Source organism: Halobaculum saliterrae (genome assembly GCF_009831625.1).
Lineage (GTDB): Archaea > Halobacteriota > Halobacteria > Halobacteriales > Haloferacaceae > Halobaculum > Halobaculum saliterrae.
In genome coordinates this window covers 78,360-104,509 of the sequence record NZ_WUUS01000010.1, presented here as the reverse complement: position 1 = coordinate 104,509, position 26,150 = coordinate 78,360, and the positions used below count along the sequence as shown (strand labels likewise).

Sequence of the window (26,150 nt, the reverse complement as noted above, 5' to 3'; positions counted from 1 at the left end):
GTCGCTCGCCGAAAGTGGCAATCCCCTCTGTCGTCGCCAGCCGTTTGTACCGACGCGGCTGTACCGTGGACATGGTCGACCACCTGTTCTCGCCGCTCACGCTGCGGGACACCGAGATCCCCAACCGCGTGTTCGTCTCGCCCATGTGTCAGTACTCCGCGACCGAGGGCGTCCCGACCGACTGGCACCTCGTCCATCTCGGCTCTCGGGCCGTCGGCGGCGCCGGGCTGGTGATGGCCGAGGCGACCGCGGTCTCGCCGGAGGGTCGGATCACGCCAAACGACGTGGGCATCTGGACCGACGAGCAGGCGGACGAGTGGGCCGGGATCGCCGAGTTCGTCCGTGGACAGGGATCCGTGCCCGCGATCCAGCTGGCGCACGCCGGTCGGAAGGCGTCGACGCACCGTCCCTGGGACGGCGGCGACCCCGTTCCCCTCGACGAGGGCGGCTGGGAGGTCGACGCGCCGTCGGGCCCGTACCCACGCGACGGCGACGAACACCCGACGAACGGCCTCTCCGTTACGGAGATAGACGGCGTGATCGACGACTTCGCCGCGGCCGCCGAGCGCGCGCTCGACGCCGGCTTCGAGGTCGCGGAGGTGCACGCCGCCCACGGCTATCTGCTGCACGAGTTCCTCTCGCCGGTCGCCAACGACCGCGACGACGAGTACGGCGGCTCCTTCGAGAACCGGACCCGGCTCGTGCGCGAGGTGACCGAGGTCGTCCGTGAGGTGTGGCCCGACGACAAGCCGGTGTTCGTGCGTATCTCCGCGACCGACTGGATCGACGACCGCGAGTCGTGGGACGTGGAGCAGTCGGCGCGGCTCGCCCCGCTGCTGGCAGAGGCCGGCGCCGATCTCCTCGACGTGAGTTCGGGCGGCATCTCGCCGGCACAGGAGGTGCCGTACGCCGGGCCGAGCTACCAGCTCCCGTACGCGGAGACGATCCGCGAGCACGTCGAGGAGGTCGGCGCCGACATGGCCGTCGCCTCGGTCGGCGGCATCACCGAGCCGACGCAGGCCGAGGAGATCGTCGCGAACGATCGCGCCGACGCGGTGCTCATGGCCCGGGAGTTCCTCCGCTCGCCGTACTGGCCGCTGCACGCGGCGAACGAACTCGGTGAGGATGTCGAGTGGCCCGTGCAGTACCGCCGCGCGAAACCGCGCTGACTGATCCACCCGTCCCGTCCACCCCCGGATCAGTCGACCGAGTGAACGCTTTTCACGGCACGCGCTCAACCTCCACCTCATGAGCGATCCCTCCCGCGACCCGGACGACGCCGAGGAGCTCGCGGCGCTCGTCTCCGAGTTGGAGACGACGCTGTCGGACCTCCGTGCGGAACTCCGCGAGCACGAGCGTGCGGACGACCGCGACGACCGAGCCGCGGGCGATCGCGATCGACGGCCAGCCGCGGATCGCTGGGACCGGCGCGGGCGCGGTCGCAGTCCCCCTCGTCCGCCGGCGCCGGGGGAGCTGTTCCGTTTCACGAGCGACTACACCATCCCGACGGTCGTGGCCGTCCTCGAGGCGACGATCGAGACGCTCGAACTCCTCCGCGGAGTCATCGACCTCGCTGCGCCCGGCGAGGCGCCCGCCGACCGGCGTCGCGGACGCGGTTCGCGCCGCACCCGTCGGGACGCTCGCGGCCTCGCCCGGTCGGTGTTCTCTGACGCGCTGGGCGAGGGCGTCACCGCCGCGACCGACCGTGCGGCCACCGACGCGTCGGACGCGCTGGAGCGCCTCCGCGAGACGCTCTCGGAGGCGGACCTCCCAGAGGACGAGGGAAGCCGCGACCTCGTCGCCGACGCGCGCGAGTTGAGCGCCGAACTGGAGCGCCGCGTCCGCGAGTCGCGGGAGGTCGTCGACCGCGAGCGCGACCGCGAGCGCCGGGCGGGCCGCGGACCTCGGGCTGACCGCGAACCTCGAACGGATCACGGCCACGACGACGGCCCGGTCACCATCGAGGTCGGGGACCCGGACGAGTCGGGTGACGACGGCGACGACGCGTCCGAAGGTGACTCCGGCGACGCCGACAACGACACGAACGACGCCGACGGGGGCGACCCGCATCCGGAGGTCGACGTCGACTCCGAACTGGAGTCGATCAAACGCGAGCTCCGGGACGACGCCGACGACCGCGCGGCGGATGCCGCCGACGCCGACGCTGACGGCCGCGACGAGAACTCGGTCGACGGCGACGACAACGGCAACGGCGCCGATGCCGCCGACGAGGACGACAGCGACGGCCAGAAGGATCGCGACTGAACTCGTAGGACCCCTTCTCGCGACCCCGTGATCAGGTCGCGTCTCCGCTCCGATATCGGCGGTTCACGGAGGACCCGATCGCGCCACCGGCGACCCCCGCGAGGACGACCCCGGTTCCGCCGGAGACGCCGTTCTCGCTGTCGCTCCCGGGGCGGCCCTCATGGCCCGATCACTCGACGGGTCGGAACCGGAACCCGTCCCACTCCTGGCTGGCAGGTTCACGGATCCCGGCCGCCGGATCGCGGAGCTGATCGCAGTACACCGGCTCGACCTCGTCGCCGATGTCGACGTCTCCCGTCGTGACCTGTCCGATCGCGCGCACGGGTTCGCCGTCCACGTCGAACTCGACGATCGCGACGTGGTTCGGCTCGCGCACGCCGGGCGGCGTCGCCGTCGACGTGGTCCACGTGATCACCTCGGCGGTGTGCTCGTTCAGGTCGACCGTCCCGACAGGCGCCTCGCCGTCCGGCCCGACCGGGTGGGCGGGATAGGTGATCGAGCCGTCCGGGTAGCGGGCGGCCTCGAAGGCGGGCGCGTCGTCGCGGGTCGGTTCGCCCCCTGCTCCGTTCGTGGACTCGCTCCGCTCGTCCGCGCGCTCGTCGCTCATGCGTCCACCCCCTCGAGGATCGCGGTGGTTACGCAGTTCCCGAACCCGCCCACGTTGCACGCGAGTCCCACGTCGGCGTCGACCTGCCGTTTCCCCGCGTCGCCGCGGAGCTGCTGGACGATCTCGTACGCCTGGGCGACGCCGGAGGCGCCGAGCGGATGTCCCTTCGACTTCAGCCCGCCGGAGGTGTTGATCGGGAGCTCGCCGTCGCGCTCGGTGCGCCCCGACTCGATCGCCCTCCACCCCTCGCCCTTCTCGGCGAAGCCGAGGTCCTCGAACTGGAGGAACTCGAGGATCGTGAACATGTCGTGCAGTTCGGCCACGTCCACGTCGTCGGGCGACAGGTCGGCCATCTCGTAGGCGCGGTCGCTGGATTCGACGACGCCGCGCATGGTCGTCGGGTCCGCGCGCTCGTGGACGACGTGCGTGTCCGTCGCGCCCCCGATGCCCGAGACGCGGACGTACTCGTCGGCGTGCTCCTCGGCGACGGAGACCGGACAGAACAACAGCGCCGCCGAGCCGTCGGTGATCGGACAGAAGTCGTACAGCCGTAGGGGGTCGGCGACGATCGGCGAGTCGAGTACCGTCTCCAGATCGACCTCCTTGCGGAACTGTGCGTGCGGGTTGTCGACGCCGTTCCTGTGGTTCTTGACGGCCACCTTCCCGAGGCTCTCACGCGGGGCGTCGTAGGTGTCGAGGTACAGGCGCGCGGTGAGGCCCGCGAAGCTCGGGAGCGTGAGCCCGTGTTTGTACTCGCAGGGGTGCGTGAGCGAGGCGATCACGTCGGTCGCCTCCGCGGTCGTGCGGTGGGTCATCTTCTCGCCGCCGACGAGCAGCGTCACCTCGGAGGCGCCGGATGCGACCGACTGCCAGGCCGCGTAGATGCCCGCGCCGCCCGAGGAGGAGGTCTGGTCGATGCGGGCCGTGTACGCGGGCACCGCCTGCAGGTCGTGTGCGAGCGCGTTCGGGACGCCCGTCTGTCCCTCGAACTCGCCGCTGGCCATGTTCGAGACGTACAGATGGTCGACGGCGTCTGCCGACATCCCGGCGTCCTCGAGGCACGCCTGTCCGGCCTCAGCCAGCAGCTCGCGGATCCACGCGTCCCGCTGCCCGAACCGGGTCATGGACGCGCCGATGATTGCCACGTCTTCCATACCTGCCTCTCCGCGGGGGAGCACTTCGGCGTTCCCCTTCGGGCGATCCGGATTCCCCCCGGTGGAACCGGCACGCCCTCCCCGTCCCGTTCGTCGAGACGACCGATCGCCGGACGTTAAGTGCGCGCCGGACGCTCATCCTGACATATGAACCTCGCCGACTCCGCGCCCGTCGCGGGCGTCGTCGCCTGCCTCGCGCTGCTGTCCGTGTTGGCCGCACCGCTCGTTCTCATCGCAGACGCCGGAACGGGGCTGGGCGTCTACTACTCCTCCGGACCCGTCGGTGCCGCCGGCGTCGCGTTCCTCGCCGTGCTCCTCGTCGTGGTCTTCCTGTCGGGACGACAGGAGCGTCGCCCCGCAAGCACCGTCGCGGGGATCGCCCTCGTCGCCGGCGTCGGCCTGCTGGCGCTCGCGACCGCGTGGGCGATGGCGGTCGACGTGCAGAACCTCTACTCGTTCCCGCAGTCGGCGACGTGGATCCTCTGGCACCGCTGGCTCGTCGTCGGCGTCGCGGCGCTCGTCCCGCTCAGCGCGGGGGCGTTCGCCAACGCGGTCGTCTGACCGCCGGCAGTCGATTCCGTCGACCTCCCGGAGCGCCGTACCGCAAGGGACTTAAGTCGAACCGAACTACCTCGGGGTGGACTAGGTCGGGCAGTTAGGCCCTGCTCGTCTCCCGCAATAGAGTCTTCAGCGGGGACCGAACGCCGGAGGCGTCCGGGGCGCCCGTCGCGGGCCTCGGAAGCTGACGGGGAAGCCTCGTCCGCCGGGGACGACGGTCCGCCGGGACGCACCCGCAGGGGTGCGCTCCCCCGGTTCGTCGGCGGAATCGGGTCAGGCGCGGAAGCGAGCAGCCCACCGCCGGACGTCCGTCGCTCGTCGGGCCGCGGGGCGGAGTCAGCGACCGGGATTCCCCACGGTGGAACCCCCGGGCAACTCCGGTCCGTCCGCCATTCATCTCGCTTTCACACCCGGAGCGGCCGCACCGCCGCGCCCGAACTCGGCCACCCGTCCCGCGACCGACGTGTCGCGACCGCAACCGCCGAGTACCTGCCGTCCCATGTTCGCGTATGAGCAGCGCCGAGGCCGACGGCATCACGGCGACGTACGAGGAGACCGACACCGAGCGACTGCTGACGGTCGAGCGCGACGGCCGCCGCGCGGCGATCGCGCAGAACGTCGAGGGGTACGCGATGCTGAAGGTGCGCGACGGCGGCGCCGCCGGCGACGAGTTGGAGCGGTACTACGGCTTCGACATGGCTCTGGACCACGTCGCGGAACTGCTCGGCGTCGCGGTCCACGACCTCCCGGTCCCGGAGGATGCGGCGGACATGGGGATGTAGGCGGATCCGGTCGCCGCGACGGACGCGGCAGCGACGCCCTCCGCGGGGGCGACGTCGTCGTCGTCGACTCAGTACGCGTACTCGTCCTCGGTCATCTGGACGTACCGACCGCCGCGGTTCCGCCACTTGATCCACTGGTACCGCAGGAGGAGCTTCGCCGCGCCCCAGCCGGCGCCGAACTTCCGTTCGAACATCCCGCGGTCGCCGTCGTCGGCGAGCATCTCGCGGCCGATGCGGAACGTGTCGTCCCAGTCGTCCGGGCCGTATCCGCGGCACAGTTCCGCGAGCGCGACGTTGCGAAGCAACTCGTCGCCGATGGCCTCCTTCCAGCGCTCGTTGTAGGCGGACACGTCGCCCTCGGCCGCCAGTTCGCCCGCGATGGCGCCTGTGCGAACGGCGACGTGATCGCCGCCCTCGTGGAAGGCGCTGGTGGCGCCCATCGCGCCGCCGGTCACGCAGATCCCGGCGTCGACGGGGCTCTCGATCGGGTTCGTCGAGGAGATGGGGTACGTCTCCGTGCCGTTCGTCTTGCCGGCGTCCTCGACGACCGGGAAGTCCTCCTCGATGTCGTACTCGTCGCCCCACTCGCGCTCCAAGATCCGGCGGACGTACTCCTTCCCCGAGGGGATCCGTTCGTCGTCATCGTGGATGAGCGCGTACTCCTCCCTGTCTTCGACCTCGTCGAGGTCCATCCCGATGGGCATCGTCAGCCCGACGCGACAGACACGGTCGGCGTTCGGGAACACCCATGGATAGGCGGTGTGGCCGGGCATGACGCCCCACCAGAACGTGATCGCGCCGTCGACCTCGTCGTACACCTCCGGCGGGAACCTCCGATACTCCTGATAGGCGATGTGGTTGTTCTCCGTCGACGCGAGGCGCTCGGAGGCCTTCCGCCCGTCGGGCAGGAAGCGATCGAGCACGCGGTTCGTCACCGTGCGCTGGGGGCCGTCCGCGAGCACGAGGAAGTCCGCGCCGACCTCGTCGCCGCCGGCCAGCGAGAGCACGTGGCGGGGGTCGTCGCCGCCGACGCCCGCCGAGAGGTCCGTCTCCACGTCCTTCACGGACGCCTTGACGCGGTACTCGGCTCCCGCCTCCTCCGCCCGATCGCGCATGAAGTCGTCGAAACGCGCGCGGTGCATGGTGTAGCCGAACCCGTCGTAGCTCGACTCGATGCCGGTCGAGCGGAGGGTGCAGGCCTCGTTCGGCCCCACGAACTCCGCGCGGTCGAGTTCGTCCTGAACGACGCCCTCGGGGAACTCGTCGGGGTGGATCCCCATGATGTCGACCCAGTAGTCGAGGATGCCCGCGGCGTCCGTCGAGTCCGGGCCGAGCCCCTGCCGGTCCGCACGGGGGACGCCCTTCTCGAGGACGACGGCGTCGGCCCCGCGGGAGGCGGCGGCGTGGGCGGCGGCCGATCCCGCCGGTCCGCCGCCGGCGATGGCGACGTCGACTCGTTGCATGCCCCGATCGGACCGCGGATCGCTCTTAAATCGCCCGAAGCACACCCGGACGACCGGTCGGGATACCGCGTCGGTCGACCAGGGGCGCGCTGCCTCGGGGGAAGGTCTATCCCGCCGGACGGCCGAGTCACGGTATGGATCTCTCGCGGAGCGTTCGCGCGATCGCCGGCGCGGCGGACCCCCCGGACGGCGTCATCGACTGGGACGCCGTCGCGGAGGCCGCAAAGGGCGGCTGTGAGCCCGGCGACCTGCGGATGGAGCCGGCTGAACGGGCGGCGATCGCCGACGACGTGCGGGCCGCCCGCGACGGCCTCCGGGAGGCCTCCGGCGTCGAGTTCGACCTCCCCGGGAGCATCGAGGTACAACATCGCCATCACTGGATCGACGCGAACGTCGACACCTTCCGGCGTGTGCTGCGCCCGCTGGACGACACCGTGACCGGCGGCGGGGTCCCGGGCGTGGCCCGTTCGTTGAACACCGGGACGATGGCCGTGACGGTCGCGTTTCTCGCGCGGAACGTCCTCGGGCAGTACGACCCGCTGTTGCTCGCGGATGCCGACCCCACCGATCACGGGCTGTACTTTGTCCGGCCGAACATTCGCGAGGCCGCGGTGGAGTTGGACGTCGGTTACCCGCGATTCCGTCGGTGGATCGCCTTTCACGAGGTCGCCCACGCCGCGGAGTTCGCGGCGGCGGCGTGGCTTCCGGGGTATCTCGAGGACCGACTGGAGTCGGGGATCGCGTCGATGACCGACGAGTCGTCGCTGCTCGAACTCGCCAGTCCCGGTCGCGACGGGAGCGGTCCGATCGACGCGTTCGCAGACCTCAACACGGCGATGACGGCCGTCGAGGGGTACGCCGAACTGCTCATGGACCGCGCGTTCGACGACGAGTACGACGACCTCCGCGAGAAGCTCGACGCGCGTCGACAGGGGGGCGACCCGATCACGAACCTGTTCAAGCGGCTGCTGGGGTTCGGGATGAAGCGTCGACAGTACGAGCGCGGCGCGGCGTTCTTCTCGACCGTCGCCGACCGCACCGACCTCCGGACCGCGTCGCTTGTGTGGGAGCGACCCGCGAACCTCCCGAGCGACGCGGAGCTCGACGACCCGGACGCGTGGGTCCGGCGAGTCGCCTGACTGCGGGTGACAGAACTACGGACGCCGGAACCCCGGGCGCGGCCGTCCGACTGACTCGGTCCGGCCGGCTACCGCTTGGGTGAGTACTCCTTCAGCGTCCGCACGACGAACCACGTCAGCGCCACACCGATGAGGAGCGAGACGCCGATGGCCGCGGCGATCTGTGCCGGCGTCGGGTCCGCCTGTAACGACACGAGTCCGCCCGAGACGCCGATGAGGAGCACCAGCCCGACCTTGAGCCGTCGGTTCGTCGCGTCGCGCTTCTCCTTCGTGATGCTCGGGCCGACCATCAGCGATCGATACCCGAATCGAGGTCGGTCCCGACCGAGACGTGCATCCCCGCGAACGCCCACCCGTCCTCACCGGGGAGAAGCGTCCCGCTCCAGCGCGTCTCGAACGAGCGCTCGGCGAACGCCTCGGCGTCGTACCACGACAGCGACACCGCGTCGGCGACGGCGGCGGCCCCGTCGCGTTCGACGACCTGCAGGTCGTGGCTCTGAACGCTCCAGTCTTCGGTCGTTCGCGTCTGCTCGCGCAGGGCGTTCGCGATCTCGGCGTACCCCACGAGCCGTTCGCTGATCCCTACCTTCACCGTCGCCGGCGACTCGACGAAAAACGGCGCGAGCGCCTCGCCCGCCCGGAGGGCGTCGTAGTACGCCCGTACCGTCTCCTCGGGTGTCATTGGATCCCGACTGGGGGTCCGGGGGCTTGAAATCCGCGTTCCGGGAGCCGCGGGACGACGCCGCCGACGGAGGCAAGTGCCGCCGGCCCCTCGGATCCGGTATGGGCTACCCGGTCACCTACTACTGTCCTCACTGCGGGACGCTCGTCGAACTGGAGCGCGACGGCTACCTCTCGGACAAGGCCGTCACGCCGTACCCGTTCGAGGGCTGGGAGTACGCCGATCCCGACGAGCCGTTCGAGGACGGCGCCGCCGACGGCGTCGCGTTCGTCTGCGGCGAGTGCCCGTCGCCTGCGGACGAGGACGCCGCGGAGGCAGAGGGCTGCGGGGAACGGTTCTACCTCTCGTTCGTGAAGTTCGAGGACGGCCGCGAGATCGACCCGCGACGCGCCGACACGGAGGGGGAACGCGTCGAACTCGCGGAGGGTCGCGGATCGAAGTCGCCCCCGGGGCCCGAGGAACCCGACGGTCCTTCCGGTCCGTCGAGCGGATTCTACTGACTTCGAACGCAGCATCCCCGCGAATCGATCGCGGTCGCCCGCGGGCCGAACGTTCAAATACGAACCCGGGACCATCGCCGTCGTGACGTGACGGTCACCACGGTGCGAGCGCGGGTGTGCGACGCCGCGTGCCGTGGACGGTGCGGGGCGTCGCCTGTCAGCCCCACCTCCGACGAGCGGAGCGGCTATCCCTTGATATTGCAGACGGGGAAGGTTCGAGCGACCTTGTCGCCGATGCCGAGCGCGTCGCTCACGCGGACGACCTCGTCGACGTCCTTGTACACGCCGGGCGCCTCCTCGGCGACCGTCGCGCCCGACTGTGCCTTCACGTAGATGTGGTCCTGGTCGCGCAGCTCGTCCTGCACGGTCTCCCCCCAGTACTCCTGCTTCGCAGCGGTACGGCTCATCACTCGGCCGGCGCCGTGAGCAGTCGAGCCGAAGGTCTGGGCGAGCGACTCGTCGCCGCCGACGAGCACGTAGCTACCGGCGCCCATGCTCCCGGGAATGATGACCGGCTGCCCCACGTCGCGGTAGGCCGCGGGAACCTCCTCGCGACCGGCCGGGAACGCGCGCGTAGCGCCCTTTCGGTGGACGTACAGCTCGCGCTCCTCGTGAGCGACGGCGTCCTCCGTGGGTACGGCGGTGCCGTCCTCGTCGACGCCGACCTCGTGGATTTCCTTCTTCGCGATATTGTGGGCCACGTCGTAGAGGAGTTCCATCCCGAGTTCGTCGGCGTCCGCGCGGAACACCCGTTCGAACACGCGGCGCGTCCGGTGGGTGATGAGCTGCCGGTTCACCCACGCGAAGTTGATCGCCGCGCACATCGCGCCGTAGTACTCGTCGGCGAGCTCCGAGCCGGCGGGCGCCGCCGCGAGCTCCTTGTCGGGAAGCGATTCGAGCAGGTCGCCGTGCCCTTTCTCGATCTTCCGGAGGTAGTCGGTGCACACTTGGTGGCCCAGTCCGCGCGACCCGCAGTGGATCAACACGACGATCTGATCCTCTTGGAGGCCGAACGAGTCGGCGATTGCCTCGTCGAACACGTCGGTGACGCGCTGGATCTCGAGGAAGTGATTCCCCGAGCCGAGGCTTCCGAGCTGGTTCCGACCGCGGTCCTTCGCCTTCTGTGAGACGAACTCCGGGCGCGCGTCGGGGCGACGACCCTCGTCCTCGCAGTGATCGAGGTCGTCCCCGGTCGCGTACCCCTCCGCGAGCGCCCACTCCATGCCGCGCTCGAGCACCGCCTCGACGGTGTCGGCGTCGCCCTCGACGATCCCGCCGCCGCCGAGCCCCGAGGGGACGTTCGCGAAGAGGCTCTCGACGAGTTCCTCCTCGTTGCCCTGTAGGTCCTCGTAGGTGAGGTTCGTTCGGATCATCCGGACGCCGCAGTTGATGTCGTAGCCGACCGCTCCGGGCGAGATACAGCCGTCCTCCGCGTCGGTCGCGCCGACCCCGCCGACGGGGAACCCGTACCCCTGATGCCCGTCGGGCATGCACGCGGCGTAGGTCGTGATCCCCGGCAGGTGTGTCGCGTTCCGCAGTTGCTGGAGCGTCTTGTCGTCGCCGATCTGTTCGAGGAGTGCGTCGCTCGCGAGCACGCGTGCGGGAGCGTTCATCCCTCCCTCCTGCGGGATCTCCCAGACGAACTCACGGACCTTGCGGAGTTCGATCCCGTCGTACTCGCGGGTTTCGGCGGTGTCTGTCATGTCGGTACCTCCCGTTGGCGAACGGAATAGCGTTACTACCGGTCGTCGTCGCCGAGGACCGATCCGGACACGTCGCCCGCGCTCGACGCGGCGGTGCGAACCGCGTCCGACCCGATGCCGGGTTCGCCTCGCTCGTTCGGCGCCCGGAAGACGGCCGTGTCGATCGAGAACGGGCCCGCGCCGGTGACGAGCAGCACCGAAACCAGGCCGAACAGCGAGATATGGGCGAGCACGGGGTCGTCCGCGAGTCCGAACAGCGTGGTCGTGAACACGAAGAACGCCGACGCGGAGGCCGCGCGCGTGAACAACCCGAGGACGAGCAGGACGCCGAGGAACAACTCGGTGACGGCCGCGCCGAGCACCCACAGCTCCGGCGGCACCGGAACCAGTGTCGACAGGCCGTACTGTTCGACGACCGCGAGCGCTTGGTCGGGCGCGAGGAGCTTCTCGGCGAGCGCCAGATACATGAAGACGATCCCCATCCCCACCCGGACGATCGTCGGGACGTACCGTCGGTACTCGTCGAGCCGGCTGCCGACGGGGACGGCGATCTCCCGGTAGAACGGGTCGTATCGGGAGTAGACCGTCTCCTCGTTCGCGGCCATCCTCGCGATGACGTGGTCGGCGCTCGGACGACCGCCCCCGACGAGCACGATCGCCAGCAACCCCGCGACGTACTCGAACGCGAAGAACATCGACGGATGGATCGGGAGCAACACGAGATAGGATACCAGCGCGGCGCCCGCGACGAACCGCGTCGCCAGCCCGAACAGCAGCGCGAAGCCGACGGCGACGCCGAACAGCCTGACGGGCACACCGGTGTCCGCCGCCGTGACCAACGGGGTGAACAGGTAGCCCGCGAACCCGGCGCCGACCATCGGCAGTCCGATCCCGAGGCGGAGCAGCCACGGCAACAGGTCGGTGTAGTCGGTCAGCGCCCGGCGTATCACGGAGATATCGCTTCGAAGCGGCTGAACCCGGAGATACGCCGCCATCGTGCCGACGACGGCGACGCCGCCGCCGCCGAGCGCCAGCACGACGATCGGCTCGGACAGCGCGGCCGCCATGAAGGCGATCGGGTCGCCGCCCTCCCCGTCAGTCACGTACTCTACGTGTGCGGCCGCGAGGCCTGACGCGCCCGCGATGACCGCGACGAGCGCGCCGACGTGCGCGACGGACGCGACGACAGCGTTCCGGGAACGGGATCGCATGGTGTTGACGCGCGTGCCCTGTGGTCCTAAATCCTGTGACCAACTCACACACATGTCGACGGGGGTCCCGTTCAGACGTCGAAGACCACGTACGCGCGCCACCCGTCGTCGGCCTCCGTGAGTTCCATCTCCGAGTACGTCACCGCCTTCACGTCGCGTGCGGTGACGTCCGCCAGAGGAACGCCGCGCGCGGTGGCCTCGACGACCCACTCCTCGCCGTCCCGGCGGACGGTCGCTCGGTGGTCGACCGGCAACACGCCGCGGACGTCCCGTTCGTAGATACAGTCGTCGAGGTAGTCGAACAGCGCCGCCTCCGGCGATTCCGACCGGGCGAGTATCTCGAACCGGTCGCCGGTCGTGGGGATCGAGTCGCACATCGCCGCGGTCAGCCCCTCGGCGACGGCGGCGAACACGCCCGCGAGCGAGTCCGCGGCCGCCGCCACGGCGACGTCGGCGGTGTGTTCTCGAAGCTCGAACCAGCGGCTGTCGTCGGCGCCGTCGTCCGCCTCGGCGGTGGCGTTCCGACCTGTTCGCTCTGTGTCCTCGCTCACGGGTTGGGTGTCGAGTTCGCGCCGCCGTCTGTTAACCTACTCGTTGTCCCCCTCACGCTCGTCGCCGCCGTCGCTTCCCTCGTCCCCGCCGTCTCGGGTGGGTTCGTCTGGCGGATCTGCGTCCGTCCAGGGCTCGGGTTCCGACCCCGACTGCGGTTCCGCGGCGGTCGGCGTATCGGCCCCGTCGCGGTCGGCCGCCGGCCTGTCCGCCTCGCGTTCCGGCACCCTCTCGCTCCCGTCGGACTCCACCTCGTACCGTCCGGCGTCCCGCGCGGGCGTCGAGGTCGCCTCCGAGCCACCGTACAACGAGTACTGCTGACTGTGGTCGGTCTTTCGCCCGGCGTCCTCCTCGGAAGCCTCCCGCTGTTCTCGGGTCCGCCGTGCGACGTCGGCCGGCGTCTCCGACTGTTTCGGAGCGACCTGTCGGTCCCATTGGTCGATCCGATCGGTCGACTCCGGCTCGGATCGCCGGACGCTCGGCGCGTCCATCTCGGGACTGAGTCGCTGATCCGCGTGTTCCACCCGGGAGAGCGTTCGGAGCTGTCGGGCGGAGAGCCCGTCGTCGCTCCCCTCCGAGCCGCCCGAGACCGCCACGCCGCTCGTGACGACCGCGCGTATCCCCTCCTCGACGGTCATGTCCACGTCCATCACGCGGTCGGCAGGCATGTGGACGAGATGCCCGCCCATCACCGGGTTGGGTGCCAGCGGGAGAAACAGCGTCAACATCCGCTCGTGTCCGGCGGGCTCGCGGAGCGCGTCGGGCGTCTCGGTCGTGAGGAACCCGAGCGTGTACGCGCCCTCGTGGGGGAACTCGACCAGCTTCACGTCGCGGAAGTTCTGTGCGTCCTCGTTGATCATCACGTCCGACATCTCGCGGAACGACTCGTAGACGGCGCCGATCCCCGGAACGTGTCCGACCGCGGCGTCCAGGTAGTCGACGGCGACCGCCCCGAACCGCGTCGCGTTGATGAACGCGCCGACGGTCAGAACGATCGACGCCAACACCACCGGCGTCAGGAGTTCGATCAGCGACTCCTTCGTCAGCGAGAGTCTGACGCCGGACACGGAGACGACGTACCGGGTGCCCGAGCTCAGATCGAGAACCAGCGTCGAGAACAGATCGAGGTACTGGTAGACGTAGCGTCCGGCGACCGCGAGGACGATGAGCGAGAGCAACAGCGGCACGACTACTGCCACCCCGGTGACGAACGCGCTCCGAACCGCCTCGACGACCGATCCGCTCCGCCGGTCGGGGGACCGACTCGACATTACCGACCCGGACGGACGAGGGAACCAAAAGCGGTGCCCCTTCGGCCGTCTCTGCGTCGTCGCGGTCTCCGAGCGTGTATCCGGCGTGGAGGCCCGCCGACGGTGGAGTTAAATGCGCCTCAGCAGTAGAACCCGTCACGTGAGCGTCAACGTCGAGAAACGCATGGACTCCCCGGGGGAGGCCACCCACGCCGAGGCCGCCTGGGCGCTGAAGGAGGAGATCCGCGAGCGAGACGGGGTGCTCAAGCAGCGCCGCGGCTTCTTCATGAACGCCTACAAGCGGGCGGAGTGCCACCTGCTCGTCGAGGACGACGACCTCGTCGGCTTCGCGGCGGCACGCCGCGACGGCTACATCCTCTTTCTGGCCGTCGCGCCTCGGGTTCGAGGGCGCGGCTACGGCGAGCGGCTCGTCGCCGAGGTCGCCGAGGCGAACCGCTCGGTGTCGTGTCACGCGCGAACGACGAACGAGGCGGCGCTGGACTTCTACGAGCACATCGGCTTTCAGGTGGTCCGCCGCATCGAGAACTACTACGAGGACGGCGGCGACGCGTTCTATCTGAAGCTGGGCGACGACTCGTCGCTCAGGGACCGGCTCTCGAAGTTCCTCCGGTAGCGGTTTGTACCGCCGCGTGCTAACGCGGGATGCGCGCCTTCAGTCCCCGCCCCAGTAGACCCGCCAGGGTGCGATGACGGTGCGGAGAACCCGGGCGCGCGACACACGGCCCGCCGCGAGCCGCGATCGCGGACGCCCGGCACGAGGGTTTACCGGCCGACGCGGCACGCCGCCACGGGATGACGCCGGCTCGTTAGTGTTCCGGGCGACACTCCACGTCGACGAGCGGCGCCCTCCGCGAACTACAGCCCCGCGACGTCCTCGATGGCGTCGGTGAGCGCCCGGATCGACTCGACGTCGTGCTCGCCCATGTGGCCGATGCGGAACGTCTCCTCGCCGAGTTGTGAGCCGTACCCGTTCGAGAACACCATGTCGTACTCATCGCTCACTTGGTCGATAGTCGCCGCCACGTCGATTCCTTGGGTGTTCTTGATGCACGCGACCGTCTGGGACTCGTACCCCTCCTCGGGGAACATGTCGAAGTGTTCGTCCGCCCAGTCGCGGGTGTACTCGGCCATCTCCCGGTGGCGGGCGTCGCGCTCCTCGTGCCCCTCGTCGAGCATGTGCTTCATCTGTTTTCGGTACGCGAGCATCACCGGGATCGCGGGCGTGGAGTGGGTCTGCCCCTTCCGGTCGTAGTAGTCCAGCGCGCGCTGGAAGCCGCCGTACCACGAGGCCGAGTCCTTCTCAAGCTCCCGGTCGTACGCCTCGTCGCTGACGACGCAGACGGCCAGTCCCGGCGGCATCGCGAACGCCTTCTGCGTGGAGTTGAAGATCACGTCGATCCCGTGGGCGTCGATGTCGACGCGATCGCCGCCGAGCGCTGAGACGGCGTCGACGACGAAGTACGTGTCCGGGTACTCGGCGATCACGTCGCCGATCTCCTCGATGGGGTTGCGGACGCCGGTCGAGCTCTCGTTCATCACGGTCGCGACCACGTCGTAGTGCTTGTCGCTCGCCTCGAGGTGCTCGCGGATGTCCTCGGGCTTGATCGCCTCCCCCCACTCGTATTCCAGCCGGTCCACGTCCTTGCCGAGTCGTTCGGCGACGTCGGCGTGGCGCTCGCTGAAGCTCCCGCACGTGGGAACGAGGATGTTCTCGTCGACGAGGTTGAGCGTGGACGCCTCCCAGAACTCCGTCCCGGAGGCCGTGAGGATCATCACTTCGTTGTCGGTGCCGAGGAACTCCTTGGTGTCCTCGACGATGGTCGTGTACAGATCCGTCATCCGGTCCATACGGTGGCCGAACATCGGCTGGGCCATCGCCTCGATCACGTCCTCGCGCACCTCCGTCGGGCCGGGGATGTACAGCGTCTTCTCGGGGTAGTCGTCCGTGTACTCGCGTTTCTCGGTCACGAAATCACCTGATACGCGTGACTTCGGGACTGGGCGGCAAGGTGTTTGTGATTCCCCCAACTCCGCCGTCGCGACGGCGGGGATCGAGGCCCCTGTCGACCCCAGACCAGCGAGTTCCTGTCGACCCTGGACCTGCGATGGGGAGGGACGCGCGAATGGCAAGAATCACCCCGACCGCCACCGTGGGTCCGCCCATGAGCGACGACGGCGACGCCGACGAGAGCCGATTCCGCATCGAGACGGCCGCGATCCACGCGGGGCAAGAGCCCGACCCCGAGACGGGCGCGCTGATGACGCCGATCCACGCCAACTCGACGTACGAACAGGACGGCCCCGGCGACCACCGCGGCTACGAGTACAGCCGCACCGGCAACCCCACCCGAACCGATCTGGAGGCCAACCTCGCGGCGCTGGAGGGCGGCGAGTTCGGCCGCGCGTTCTCCTCCGGAATGGGGTCGATCAACACCGTGTGTAACCTGCTGTCGGCGGGCGACCACGTCGTCACGGGCGACGACGTGTACGGCGGGACCCACCGGATCTTCACGCAGGTGTACGAGGAGTACGACCTGGAGTTCGACTTCGTGGACACGACCGACCACGACGCCGTCCGCGACGCGATGCGCGAGGAGACCGAACTGCTGTGGGTCGAGACGCCGACGAACCCGCTGATGCGCGTCAACGACATCGGGGCTCTCGCCGACATCGCCCACGAGCACGACGCGCTGTGTGCCGTCGACAACACGTTCGCGACGCCGTACCTCCAGCGCCCGCTGGAGCACGGCGCCGACATCGTCTCCCACTCGCTGACGAAGTACCTCGGCGGCCACTCGGACGTGGTCGGCGGCGCGCTCGTGACCGACGACGCCGAGTTGGACGAGCGCATCGGCTTCTACCAGAACTCGGTGGGCGCGACGCCGTCGCCGTTCGACTGCTTCCTCGTGCTCCGGGGGACGAAGACGCTGCCCGTGCGGATGGACCGACACTGCGACAACGCCCGCGACCTCGCGGCGTGGCTCGACGACCACGACGCCGTCGAACGCGTCTACTACCCCGGGCTCGACTCCCACCCGCAGCACGACCTCGCGGCCGAGCAGATGGACGACTTCGGCGGCATGCTCTCCTTCGAGTTCGACGGCACGCTGGAGCAGGCCAGCACCGTCGTCGAGGAGACGGAGGTGTTCACGCTCGCGGAGAGCCTCGGCGGCGTCGAGAGCCTCATCGAACAGCCCGCGGCGATGACGCACGCGGCCATCCCGAAGGAGGAGCGGGAGGCGGCCGGACTCACCGACGGACTCATTCGGGTCTCCGTCGGCGTCGAGCACGTCGAGGACATGAAGGCGGACCTGGACGCGGCGTTCGACGCGGCGCTGGAGTAGTCCCCCGCGGCGCCACACCTTCCCGGAGGCCGTCCCCGGGACGACCGAGGATCCGCCGACGATGGCGGGCACACGCCGACGAGTTCTCGTCGGCACGCGGTCGCCGCCGACGGACCGCGGCCGCGGCAATCCTCGCCGTTCCTCCGCGTATCCGAAGGGTCTTATTCGCGTATGCCACAGCGACACACAATGACTCATCGAGTCGGTATCCTCGGCGCGACCGGTGCCGTGGGCCAACGGTTCATCCAACTGCTCGACGGCCACCCGCGGTTCGAGATCGCGTGTCTGACCGCCAGCGAGTCCTCGGCGGGCGAACCGTACCGCGAGGCGGCCAAGTGGCGCCTCGACTCCGCCATCCCGGAGGCGGTCCGGGACAGCACCGTCCGCGAGACCGACCCCTCGGCGATCCCGGACGACGTCGACCTGCTGTTCTCGTCGCTCCCCTCGGGCGTCGCCGCGGAGATCGAACCCGACCTCTGTGAGGCGGGCTACGTCGTCTCCTCGAACTCCTCGAACGACCGCATGGCCGAGGACGTGCCGCTCACGATCCCCGAGATCAACCCCGGCCACCTCGACCTCATCGAGGTCCAGCGCGACGAGCGCGGCTGGGACGGCGCGCTCGTGAAGAACCCGAACTGCTCGACGATCACGATGGTGCCGACGCTGGCGGCGCTCGACGAGTTCGGCCTCGAGCGCGTGCAGGCGTCGACGCTGCAGGCGGTCTCGGGCGCGGGCTACTCGGGCGTCACGTCGATGGAGATCATCGACAACGCGATCCCCCACATCGGGGGCGAGGAGGAGAAGATGGAGACGGAGAGCCGGAAGCTCCTCGGCGAGTTCGACGGCGCCGAGCTGTCGCTTCACTCGGCGGAGGTCGACGCCTCCTGTAACCGGATCCCCACGATCGACGGCCACCTGGAGAACGTCTTCGCCGAACTCGCCGACGACCCCGAGCCCGCGGCCGTCCGCGAGGCGATGGAGTCGTTCCCGAGCGCCGATCTGCCCTCCTCCCCGGACCAGCTCATCCACGTCTTCGGCGACGACCAGCCGGAGCGTCCCCAGCCCCGGATGGACCGCATGCGCGGCGACGGCATGCAGGTCGTCGCCGGCGGCGTCCAGTCGACGGCCGCGGGTGTGAAGTACAACTGCCTCGCGCACAACACGATCCGCGGCGCCGCGGGCGCCTCGCTGCTCAACGGCGAGTTGCTCGCCGAAGAGGGCTGGATCTGAGCCCCCGCTCGGAAGCCTCGCTCACTCCAGCAGCGCCGCGTCCGTTATCCGCATGTACGCGAACACCGCGAGCACGCCCCCGAGCGCGAGCGCCGGCTGATAGATCCCCTCGGCGAGGAACCGCATCACGACCAGCACCGCGCCGACGAGGATCGTCCGGAGGAGAACGGCGCCGAGCAGTCCACTGACGGGGTCGGACACGACCGGATAACGGCGTGGACGAGCAAAAGCACACGGGCCGAACTGCGACCGCCCTCCGCCGCCGGGCTCGCCGTGCCCGGCGACCGACCGGGCTCACTCGCCGCGCCAGAGGAACAGTCCCAGCGCCACGAGCATCACGCCGACGGCGACCAACACGGGGCCGATCCCCCCGCTGGACCCGACGCCGCCGGCGGCCGCGTCCGCGGTTCGTGGATCGGTCAACAGCAGCAGCGCCTTGTCCTGTGGAAGCGCCGCCGGGTACGTCGTCCCCTTCGGAACCTGAAAGAACCTGACGAACGACGGCGTCGCGCTCGCGGACCCCGAGACGATCCCCGCGGACGCCCCGATCCCGGCCACGAGGACGCCGAGGAGGACGACGTCCAGCCCGCTCTCGCGCACGGATGAGAGATCGATCATCGTGAACGGTACGCGATCGAACGGTGTACGTGTTTGGGTGGTACAGCCGCTTCGATGGGCGTCGGGCCGCTCAGCGCATGAGGTCGGCGTCGGTGTACTTCAGGTACCCGAAGAAGATCAGCGGAAGCAACAGCCCGACCGCGGTGAGGACGATCCCCTCGCTCAGCAGCTTCGCCGAGACGGCGATCGCGGAGACGAATATTGTCTTGTTCAGAAGGTCTGCGAACTGTGAAGTCGTTAGCTCCGTCATCATGTCGTCGGAGTCGACAGACGGGGATAAGCCGAGCGACCCGATCCCGTACTGGGGGTTTTTGACACGCTGTGCGGTACCGGGAGCCACGATGGACGACGACACGGCGAACAGCGGGGCTGACGAGGAGGAGGCGACTCCCTCGGTGCCCGACGGCGGCGACGAGCCGGCGCCGCTCGCGGAGGAGGCGGTCGGCGACGGCCGGCAGAAGTACGTCGAGGTGGTGACGACCGAGGGCGACCGGCACGAGCACGGGGACTCGTACCTCCGCGAGACCGAGGCGGCGTTCCTCGTCTCGACGGACCCGGGATTCCCCGAGCGCGAGACGGTCACCTACCGGAAGCGCGACCTCGCACGCGTCTCCGTCGAACAGCACCACAGCTCCTGTTTCATCACCACCGCGGTGGCCGGCGAGGAGGAGACGCTGTCGGCGTTACGCGGGTTCAGAGACGACGCGCTGGCCCCGTCGCCCGCCGGGCGACCGCTCGTGTCGCTGTACGAGACCGTGTCGCCGCCGATCGCGGACACGCTCGCGGCCCGTCCCGACGGGATGACCGCCCGCGCGGTCCGGCGACTCGTGCGGCGCTGCGCGCGCTTGGCCCGCCTCCGAAAGCGCTCGTCGCCGCCACGCTCGACGGCGATCGGGGTGTTGCTTGTGGCGATCTACGGGTTCGGGATCGCCGTCGCCTCGGTCGGACACGCGCTCGCGGCCCTCGGCGTCGGCGACCCGGAGTGAGCGGCCCGCGGCGGACCCCGACGCGTCGTCAGCCGAAGAACCGATCGAGACTCTCCCGCGGTCTGTACCCCAGTCCGGACTCCGAGACGACCTCGAAGCCGCGATCCTCGCCGAGCTCCGACAGCTCGTCGACGAACGCCTCGGCGTCGAACTCGTCGTCGTGGATCCGGTAGGCGTGGGAGTCGCCGGTCTCGGGGTACACTCCCACGCGGGCGTTGCCCAGCCGTCCGCCGTCGCTCACGACCACCCGGTCGAGGCCGTCGTACGAGAGCCACGTCACCGCGTCCGAACGCGCGATCACCTCGTCGATCCCGTAGCGATCGAGCAGCTCGTTCATCGCGGCCGCCTCCCGTTCGTGCTTGCCGACGCCCAGCCCGAACAGCGGCGTGATCATGCCGTACTCCGCGAGGTGGACGCCGTCGGAGGCGAAGAACAGCTCGCAGATCCGGAGCGGGAAGGACCCCGTCATGCCGAAGTGACCGTGTACCTCGATCTCGATCCCGGAGTCGCCGATCTCGTCGTCCGTCCCGTCGTCGGTCGGGTCAGGGGCGTCCGCTCCGTCGGCGGCGTCGGAACTCATCGGTCACCCCAGTCGCTGTCGTATGCGAGATACGCGAACATGTACGAGCCGGCGACGAACAGCACCCCGCCGACCCGCGACACCTCCAGGGCGACGTACACGCCGATCGCCAGCCCGAGTACCGCCGCGGCGACCGCGACCCGCGTCCGGAGCGGGTAGCCATCGTTCGACGAGTTCGCGGTCGAGGCGTCCGCGCCGGGCGCCGATCTCGACGCCGGTGGGCCGCCCACGCGACGCTCTGAGAGGTACGTGACGATCATCAGCGCGACCACGGTGACCGTGAGGGCGGCCCGAACTGAAGCGGGCGTCGTCACCCCCGCGAGGCTCTGTAGCGCGAGCGGAGCGCCGATGACGGCGAGTCCGCCGAAGTAGACGAGGAGCCGATAGGCTACGAGCAGCGCGGCGACGTCCTCGGGGTCCTCGATGTCCTCGGGCGCGTCAATGTCGTCGGTCATGGTCGTGTTCGGTGTTCCGGGCATTCGTGAAATAACGTGCGGGCGATCCGCGATCGGTCGTCGCTCGATGCGATCTGAGAACGACGCGGCGGGGGCGTCAGGCCAGCAGGCCCGTCGCCTCCTCGGCGTTCTCGACAGTGTCGCTGGACTGCATCTTCCCCTGTGCCGAGCGGTACATGGTGTACACCTGCACCACGAGCGCCAGCACCCAGAGCACGTAGCCGCCGGGAGCGCTCCCGACGACGCCGATCGTCGTCTCGAAGACGTCGAGGCCGAACCGGCCGACCAGCTGACTGCTGATCAGCAGGATGCTGAAGTAGCCGAAGAACCCGGTCGCCCACCACATCGCGACGACGCGCGCCCAGCCCGGCTCGGTGTGCTCGGGGAGCCGCGTCGTGTTGAGGATCGTGACGAGGGCGTTGTACGGCCACATCATCACGCCGGCGATGGCCGCACCGAGCACGAGCAGGATCCACGGCTGCTGGAGCTGCAGGCCGATGATGGCGATCCCCCACAGCGTGAATCCGGTGAGCAGGCCGATGAACACCTTGTTCAGGTCCCAGCCGGCGCTACGCCCGTACATCTCGTACAGGATGTCGACGCTGTTCCTGACGAACGCCTCGAGGATGGCGTACTGCGTCGAGAACAGCGCGATGAACAGCACGATGAACAGCAGGGCCGCGCTCAACGGCCCGACGGCCGGGATCACCACGTTGATCCACATGTCGATGGCGCCGACGTCCGTGCCGGACGCGAACTCCGCGGTGATCGTCATCGCGACGGTCGCGACGACCAGCAGGCCAACGACGAACGTGAGGAAGTGCTCCTGCTGGCAGATCTTCCACCACGCTTTCCAGCGACGCATGTTCGTCTGGGTCGGTTCGAACGCGAACCCGCTCTCGTGGACGGTCTCGACCTCTCCCTCGCCGGTCTGGAGCGGGTTGAGGACGCGCCCCTGGTAGGTGGCCATCCCGTACCCCTTCTCGCGGGCCCACACTCCCTGCGCGAGGTTGATGTACCCGCCGGCGCCGGCGTACGCCAGCCCGCCGAGGAACACCGCGATGTCCATGTCCTGCGGGAGCGCGCCGAAGTTGACGGCCCCGCCGGGGACGTTCGCGAGTTGGCCGACCGAGCCCACGATGAAGATGAGCACCACCGCGCCCGCGATCGCCACGAACATCAACGCGACCTGGGCTTTCTCGATGATGTTGTACACGATCGGGCCGGCCTGATAGGACAGCCAGATGAGGATCATCAGCCCGATCCCGATGACGGGCCAGTTACCCCGGTCGATGCCGATGCCGGCCGCGAACATCTCCGCCGCGCCCGCGGCCCACCCGGGCCAGCCGACGTGGAGGAACCCCGCCACGAGGAAGAACCAGGGCCAGAACGAGTTCAGTCGCTCGAACGCTCGGAAGATGCTCTCCCCGGTGGCGATCGTCCATCGTTGGAGCTCGGTGTTGATGAAGAACTGCGTGATGACTCCCACCCAGAACGCCCAGTACAGTCCCCAGCCGTTCTGTGCGACCAGCGTCGGCCAGAACATCGTCTCCCCGCTGCCGAGCGATGCGCCGAGCATGATCGCGCTCGGCCCGACGATGTGGGACACCTTCGGCACCTTCGGCAGTTCCGCCAGCCTGAACCGGCCTTCCCCGTCCGTCTTCGGGTACTCGGCCGTCTCCGGTGCCGACTCCAGCGACTCGTAGTCGATATCGCGATACACCGTATCGCGGTACTGTTCTCCGACCTCGTCCTCGGCGAAGACGTCCGCGTCCTTGCCCGTCGAGGTGACGCCTCCGTCCGTGCGTGTCTCGTCAGGTTCCATGGCCTTGTCTTGCACCTCTTCGTGTCACGTCACCGTGTGTCAGGTCTCGTGCCACCGTACCACATGATACGTGCCACAGTAACCGACATGTTCGACTATGTAGTATAGTTTTATCGGTAAATCGATCCGGTACAACCCGGATAACGTCGGGAACGGACCGACTACTCGACCAGGGCGGCCGCCACCTTCTCGATCGGGTGGGGCGGCTGCTCGCTCGTTCCCTCCCGATCGCCCAGTTGGGACCGGCAGGAGGCCCCGGGGGCGGTGACCGCTTCCGCGGGGCTCTCGTCGACCTCCTCGAACAGCAGCGACCCGATCGCCTTCGATAGCTCGTAGTGTTCGGCCTCGTAGCCGAAGCTGCCGGCCATCCCACAGCAGGTGGTGTCCAGCGGGTCGACGTCGTAGCCGGCGCGTCGAAGCACCCCGACAGCGTGGTGGTCCTTGTTCAGCGACTTCTGGTTGCAGTGGCCGTGATACGCGACCGCCTCGCCGGCCTCGGGCGCCTCGCGGAACTCGATCGCCTCGTCGAGCCGGGTCGCGTCGACGTACTCCAGCACCCCGTAGCTGGCCGCCGACACCGCCTCGACGGCGTCCCCGTCAAGGAGGTCCAGATACTCGTCCTGGAACATCACGGCGTCGGACGGCTCGACGAACACGACGCTGTACCCCTCCGAGACGAGTGACTCGAGCCGCTCGACGTTCTCGGCGGCGCGCTCGCGCGCCTTCTCCAGGAACCCGCTCGAGAAGGCGGCACGCCCCGACGCCGCGAGGTCGTCGGGGACGCGGACGTGAACGTTCGCCGCCTCCAACACCTCGACGGCGGCCATCCCGGCGTCGGGCATGCTGTAGTTCGTGTACGTGTCCGGGAACAGGACGACCCGCGCGTCCGCCTCGGCGGCGCTCACCGCGGCGCCGCCGCGACGCTCCCACCGCTTCCGGAACGTGTCGCGCGTGAAGGTGGGAAGCTCGCGGTCGCTGGCGATCCCGAGCGTCTTCTCCATCACCGTCCGCGCGCCGGGCAGCTTCGTCGCCGCGTTGGCGACGGGCGCGAGCGCGCTGCCGATCCGGCTGGCGGCGTCGATGTCCGCGAAGACGCGCTCGCGGAGGCCCGCACCCTCCTCCTCGTGGTGCTCGTGTTTCACCTCCGCTTTGAGCTTCGCCAGGTCGACTCCGGTCGGGCAGTCGGACATACAGCCTTTACAGCCGACACACAGGCCGAGCACCTCCTCCTGGAAGCGGTCGGAGTGGATCTCGTCCTCGGACAACTCCCCGGAGATGGCCGCCCGGAGCATGTTGGCGCGCCCGCGGGTCGCCTGGATCTCCTCGCCCGACGCGCGGTACGTCGGGCACATCACGTCGCCCTCGGTCTCCCGGCAGGTGCCGCAGCCGTTGCACAGCTCGACGAGGTGGGAGAACCCGCCCTCGTCGGAGAAGTCGATCGCGGTTTGGGGCTCGATGGACTGGTACTCCGCGCCGTAGCGGAGGTTCTCCCGCATGTCCGTGTCGGCCGCGGAGTCGGGGTAGCCACGCTCGTCGGCGGTGTCGCCGTCGACGTAGACGACCTTCCCGGGGTTCATCCGCCAGTCGGGGTCGAACGTGGACTTCAGCTCCTGGAACGCGCCCCACAGGTCCTCGCCGTACATCTTGGGGTTGAACTCCGTGCGCGCGAGGCCGTCGCCGTGCTCGCCGGAGAACGCCCCGAAGTGGTCGAGCACGAGGTCGGTCACGTCGTCGGTGATCGAGTGCATCTTCTGGATGCCCTCGTCCTGCTTCAGGTTGAGGATGGGCCGGATGTGGAGCGTCCCCGAGCCCGCGTGCGCGAAGTACGCGGCGGAGGTACCGTGGTCGTCGAGCACGTCCTCGAACTCCCCGACGTACTCGGCCAGCTCCTCGGGCGGCACCGTCGCGTCCTCGATGAACGGATACGGCTTCGGGTCACCCTGCAGACTCATCAACAGGGGGATCGCGGCCTTCCGGAGCTTCCAGAGGTCGCCCTGTTCCTCCTCAGTGTACGCCTCCAACACGTCGAAGGCCGTGCCCGACTCGAGGAACTCCTCGTGGGTGTCGGCCATCGCCCCCTCGAAGTCGTCCACCAGCTCCGAGTCCCACTCCAGCATCAGCGCCGCCGCCGCGCCGTCCGGGATGGGTTCCTCGTACTGGGCGTATTCGGTCGACTCGCGCGCGAGGCGGAACACCTCGTCGTCCATCAACTCGACCGCGCTCACGGGGTACTCCAGCGCGACCGGCACGGCCTCCATCGCGTCGACGAGGTCGTCGAAGCAGTACAGCGCGAGCGCCGTCTCCTCGGGCTTGGTGACCAGCGAGACGGTCGCCTCGACGATCGTGCCCAGGGTTCCCTCCGCGCCGACGAACAGCTTCGAGAGGTTGATGACCTCCTCGCCGGCGTCGGTCTCGTAGATCACCTTGTGGAGGTTGTACCCCGACACCGACCGCTTCAGGTTCGGGTACTTCTCGTCGATCTCCGCCTCGTTGTCCCGGACGAGTCGCTCGACGGTGCGGTACAGTTCCGCCTCGATACCCCCGCCGTCGAGGAGCTCCTCGTGCTCCTCGGAGCCGAGGACGACCTCGCGGGTGTGGATCCGGGTTCCGTCCGCGAGCACGACGTCCAACTCCTCGGTGTAGGCGTCCGTGATCCCGTATCGCACCGAGTGGGCGCCCGTGGAGTTGTTGCCGATGCCGCCGACGACGGTCGCACGGCCCGACGAGGCGGGGTCGGGCGCGAACTTCAGGCCGTCCTCAGCCAGCCGCGCGTCGAGGTGGTCCTGTACGACGCCCGGCTGGACGGTCGCCTCCTGCGCCGCCGGGTCGACGTCGACGATGTCGTCCATGTGCTTCGTGGTGTCGAGGACGACACACCCCGGCCCGACCGTCTGTCCCGCCAGCGACGAGCCTGTCCCGCGCGGGAGCACCGGGACCCCGTGCTCGGCGGCCACCTCGTGAGCCGCGACCACGTCGGCGGCGTCGCGGGGGCAGACGACGCCCGCCGGTTTCGCCCCGTAGATGGAGCCGTCGGTCGCGTACAGCACCTGCGCGTACTCGTCGAACTGGACCTCGCCGTCGACGCGGTCCCGCAGATCTGACGCCAGTTCGGCGTACTCCCGCACGTCCGGCCGATCGTGGCCCAGCGATGCGGCGGATGTCTCCCATCGTTCGTCGACCCCTAGGTCCTGGGTTGCCATAGAGGACTCAAAGGAACAATCGTGTAAA

The 26,150-nt window shown here is 69.3% G+C and carries 27 protein-coding genes and 1 other RNA gene; 11 read left to right on the top strand and 17 right to left on the bottom strand.

The features are described from left to right. Positions 1–71: 71 nt before the first annotated feature. Both GRX01_RS15465 and GRX01_RS15460 read left to right on the top strand, forming a co-directional pair. Positions 72–1,169: an NADH:flavin oxidoreductase/NADH oxidase gene (locus GRX01_RS15465; protein WP_159669591.1), complete on the top strand. Its 1,098-nt coding sequence runs from the start codon at positions 72–74 to the stop codon at positions 1,167–1,169. A gap of 79 nt (positions 1,170–1,248) precedes the next feature. Next, on the top strand, positions 1,249–2,265 hold the full coding sequence (locus tag GRX01_RS15460) for a DUF7547 family protein (RefSeq protein ID WP_159669588.1): 1,017 nt from the start codon (positions 1,249–1,251) through the stop codon (positions 2,263–2,265). Between the two features lie 169 nt (positions 2,266–2,434). Here GRX01_RS15460 and GRX01_RS15455 read toward each other — a convergent pair whose 3' ends face one another. Both GRX01_RS15455 and GRX01_RS15450 read right to left on the bottom strand, forming a co-directional pair. Then, positions 2,435–2,872, bottom strand: a complete 438-nt coding sequence (locus GRX01_RS15455; protein WP_159669585.1) for a nucleic acid-binding protein — start codon at positions 2,870–2,872, stop codon at positions 2,435–2,437. Continuing rightward, positions 2,869–4,026 (bottom strand): thiolase family protein, encoded by a 1,158-nt coding sequence (locus tag GRX01_RS15450; protein WP_159669582.1) that lies wholly within the window; start codon positions 4,024–4,026, stop codon positions 2,869–2,871. The genes GRX01_RS15455 and GRX01_RS15450 overlap by 4 nt, the downstream gene beginning before the upstream one ends. Before the next feature lie 147 nt (positions 4,027–4,173). Here GRX01_RS15450 and GRX01_RS15445 point away from each other — a divergent pair, with 147 nt between their 5' ends. The 3 genes from GRX01_RS15445 to GRX01_RS15435 all read left to right on the top strand — a co-directional run bounded on the left by GRX01_RS15445 (position 4,174) and on the right by GRX01_RS15435 (position 5,366). After that, positions 4,174–4,587 carry a DUF7548 family protein gene (locus tag GRX01_RS15445; RefSeq protein WP_159669579.1) on the top strand — a complete coding sequence of 138 codons (414 nt, stop codon included), beginning with the start codon at positions 4,174–4,176 and terminating at the stop codon, positions 4,585–4,587. Between the two features lie 74 nt (positions 4,588–4,661). After that, an RNA gene (gene ffs, locus GRX01_RS15440) (signal recognition particle sRNA) lies at positions 4,662–4,976 on the top strand. Between the two features lie 117 nt (positions 4,977–5,093). Next, a complete protein-coding gene (locus GRX01_RS15435; RefSeq protein ID WP_159669577.1) occupies positions 5,094–5,366 on the top strand; it encodes a DUF7111 family protein in 273 nt (90 codons plus the stop codon). Positions 5,367–5,434: 68 nt separating this feature from the next. Here GRX01_RS15435 and GRX01_RS15430 read toward each other — a convergent pair whose 3' ends face one another. Further along, a complete protein-coding gene (locus GRX01_RS15430) occupies positions 5,435–6,829 on the bottom strand; it encodes an NAD(P)/FAD-dependent oxidoreductase (protein WP_159669574.1) in 1,395 nt (464 codons plus the stop codon). A 134-nt stretch (positions 6,830–6,963) separates the two neighbouring features. On the opposite strand from GRX01_RS15430, the gene GRX01_RS15425 reads away from it, so the two are divergent. Further along, positions 6,964–7,968, top strand: a complete 1,005-nt coding sequence (locus GRX01_RS15425; protein ID WP_159669571.1) for a zinc-dependent metalloprotease — start codon at positions 6,964–6,966, stop codon at positions 7,966–7,968. 68 nt (positions 7,969–8,036) lie between these two features. On the opposite strand, the gene GRX01_RS15420 is transcribed toward GRX01_RS15425, so the two are convergent. Together GRX01_RS15420 and GRX01_RS15415 are read right to left on the bottom strand one after the other, a co-directional pair. After that, the gene (locus GRX01_RS15420) at positions 8,037–8,258 is read right to left on the bottom strand and encodes a hypothetical protein (protein ID WP_159669568.1); all 222 of its coding nucleotides are present in this window, start codon (positions 8,256–8,258) and stop codon (positions 8,037–8,039) included. Further along, positions 8,258–8,650, bottom strand: coding sequence for a nuclear transport factor 2 family protein (locus GRX01_RS15415; protein ID WP_159669565.1), 393 nt, complete (start codon positions 8,648–8,650; stop codon positions 8,258–8,260). The genes GRX01_RS15420 and GRX01_RS15415 overlap by 1 nt, the downstream gene beginning before the upstream one ends. A gap of 101 nt (positions 8,651–8,751) precedes the next feature. On the opposite strand from GRX01_RS15415, the gene GRX01_RS15410 reads away from it, so the two are divergent. Next, positions 8,752–9,150 carry a hypothetical protein gene (locus GRX01_RS15410; protein ID WP_159669767.1) on the top strand — a complete coding sequence of 133 codons (399 nt, stop codon included), beginning with the start codon at positions 8,752–8,754 and terminating at the stop codon, positions 9,148–9,150. Positions 9,151–9,335: 185 nt separating this feature from the next. Here GRX01_RS15410 and GRX01_RS15405 read toward each other — a convergent pair whose 3' ends face one another. The 4 genes from GRX01_RS15405 to GRX01_RS15390 form a co-directional block, all read right to left on the bottom strand. Continuing rightward, the gene (locus tag GRX01_RS15405) at positions 9,336–10,853 is read right to left on the bottom strand and encodes an RtcB family protein (RefSeq protein WP_159669562.1); all 1,518 of its coding nucleotides are present in this window, start codon (positions 10,851–10,853) and stop codon (positions 9,336–9,338) included. A 35-nt stretch (positions 10,854–10,888) separates the two neighbouring features. Continuing rightward, positions 10,889–12,064, bottom strand: coding sequence for a DoxX family protein (locus GRX01_RS15400; RefSeq protein WP_159669559.1), 1,176 nt, complete (start codon positions 12,062–12,064; stop codon positions 10,889–10,891). Positions 12,065–12,135: 71 nt separating this feature from the next. Then, positions 12,136–12,615, bottom strand: a complete 480-nt coding sequence (locus tag GRX01_RS15395) for an archease (protein ID WP_321168150.1) — start codon at positions 12,613–12,615, stop codon at positions 12,136–12,138. A 36-nt stretch (positions 12,616–12,651) separates the two neighbouring features. After that, positions 12,652–13,884, bottom strand: coding sequence for a DUF502 domain-containing protein (locus GRX01_RS15390; RefSeq protein ID WP_159669556.1), 1,233 nt, complete (start codon positions 13,882–13,884; stop codon positions 12,652–12,654). Between the two features lie 139 nt (positions 13,885–14,023). Here GRX01_RS15390 and GRX01_RS15385 point away from each other — a divergent pair, with 139 nt between their 5' ends. Next, positions 14,024–14,497, top strand: a complete 474-nt coding sequence (locus GRX01_RS15385; protein WP_321168149.1) for a GNAT family N-acetyltransferase — start codon at positions 14,024–14,026, stop codon at positions 14,495–14,497. 242 nt (positions 14,498–14,739) lie between these two features. Here GRX01_RS15385 and GRX01_RS15380 read toward each other — a convergent pair whose 3' ends face one another. After that, a complete protein-coding gene (locus GRX01_RS15380) occupies positions 14,740–15,852 on the bottom strand; it encodes a pyridoxal-phosphate-dependent aminotransferase family protein (RefSeq protein WP_321168148.1) in 1,113 nt (370 codons plus the stop codon). Positions 15,853–16,046: 194 nt separating this feature from the next. Between GRX01_RS15380 and GRX01_RS15375 the strand changes: the two genes are divergently transcribed. Together GRX01_RS15375 and asd are read left to right on the top strand one after the other, a co-directional pair. Beyond that, the gene (locus GRX01_RS15375) at positions 16,047–17,228 is read left to right on the top strand and encodes a cystathionine gamma-synthase (protein WP_159669547.1); all 1,182 of its coding nucleotides are present in this window, start codon (positions 16,047–16,049) and stop codon (positions 17,226–17,228) included. 189 nt (positions 17,229–17,417) lie between these two features. Beyond that, positions 17,418–18,458 carry an aspartate-semialdehyde dehydrogenase gene (gene asd, locus GRX01_RS15370; RefSeq protein ID WP_159669544.1) on the top strand — a complete coding sequence of 347 codons (1,041 nt, stop codon included), beginning with the start codon at positions 17,418–17,420 and terminating at the stop codon, positions 18,456–18,458. 21 nt (positions 18,459–18,479) lie between these two features. On the opposite strand, the gene GRX01_RS15365 is transcribed toward asd, so the two are convergent. From GRX01_RS15365 to GRX01_RS15355, 3 genes are all read right to left on the bottom strand, one after another. Then, positions 18,480–18,659: a hypothetical protein gene (locus tag GRX01_RS15365; protein WP_159669541.1), complete on the bottom strand. Its 180-nt coding sequence runs from the start codon at positions 18,657–18,659 to the stop codon at positions 18,480–18,482. Positions 18,660–18,752: 93 nt separating this feature from the next. After that, positions 18,753–19,076 (bottom strand): hypothetical protein, encoded by a 324-nt coding sequence (locus GRX01_RS15360; RefSeq protein WP_159669538.1) that lies wholly within the window; start codon positions 19,074–19,076, stop codon positions 18,753–18,755. 70 nt (positions 19,077–19,146) lie between these two features. Beyond that, positions 19,147–19,326 (bottom strand): hypothetical protein, encoded by a 180-nt coding sequence (locus tag GRX01_RS15355; RefSeq protein WP_159669535.1) that lies wholly within the window; start codon positions 19,324–19,326, stop codon positions 19,147–19,149. A 91-nt stretch (positions 19,327–19,417) separates the two neighbouring features. Between GRX01_RS15355 and GRX01_RS15350 the strand changes: the two genes are divergently transcribed. Beyond that, positions 19,418–20,062, top strand: coding sequence for a CFI-box-CTERM domain-containing protein (locus GRX01_RS15350; RefSeq protein WP_159669532.1), 645 nt, complete (start codon positions 19,418–19,420; stop codon positions 20,060–20,062). A 28-nt stretch (positions 20,063–20,090) separates the two neighbouring features. On the opposite strand, the gene GRX01_RS15345 is transcribed toward GRX01_RS15350, so the two are convergent. The 4 genes from GRX01_RS15345 to GRX01_RS15330 form a co-directional block, all read right to left on the bottom strand. Beyond that, a complete protein-coding gene (locus GRX01_RS15345) occupies positions 20,091–20,642 on the bottom strand; it encodes a hypothetical protein (protein WP_159669529.1) in 552 nt (183 codons plus the stop codon). Beyond that, complete coding sequence (locus GRX01_RS15340; protein ID WP_159669526.1) at positions 20,639–21,097, bottom strand: hypothetical protein; 459 nt, start codon at positions 21,095–21,097, stop codon at positions 20,639–20,641. Before GRX01_RS15340 ends, GRX01_RS15345 begins: the two co-directional genes overlap by 4 nt. Positions 21,098–21,194: 97 nt before the next feature. Further along, positions 21,195–22,922 carry an Nramp family divalent metal transporter gene (locus tag GRX01_RS15335; RefSeq protein ID WP_159669523.1) on the bottom strand — a complete coding sequence of 576 codons (1,728 nt, stop codon included), beginning with the start codon at positions 22,920–22,922 and terminating at the stop codon, positions 21,195–21,197. A 161-nt stretch (positions 22,923–23,083) separates the two neighbouring features. Continuing rightward, positions 23,084–26,122, bottom strand: a complete 3,039-nt coding sequence (locus tag GRX01_RS15330) for an FAD-binding and (Fe-S)-binding domain-containing protein (protein ID WP_159669520.1) — start codon at positions 26,120–26,122, stop codon at positions 23,084–23,086. Between the last annotated feature and the right edge of the window lie 28 nt (positions 26,123–26,150).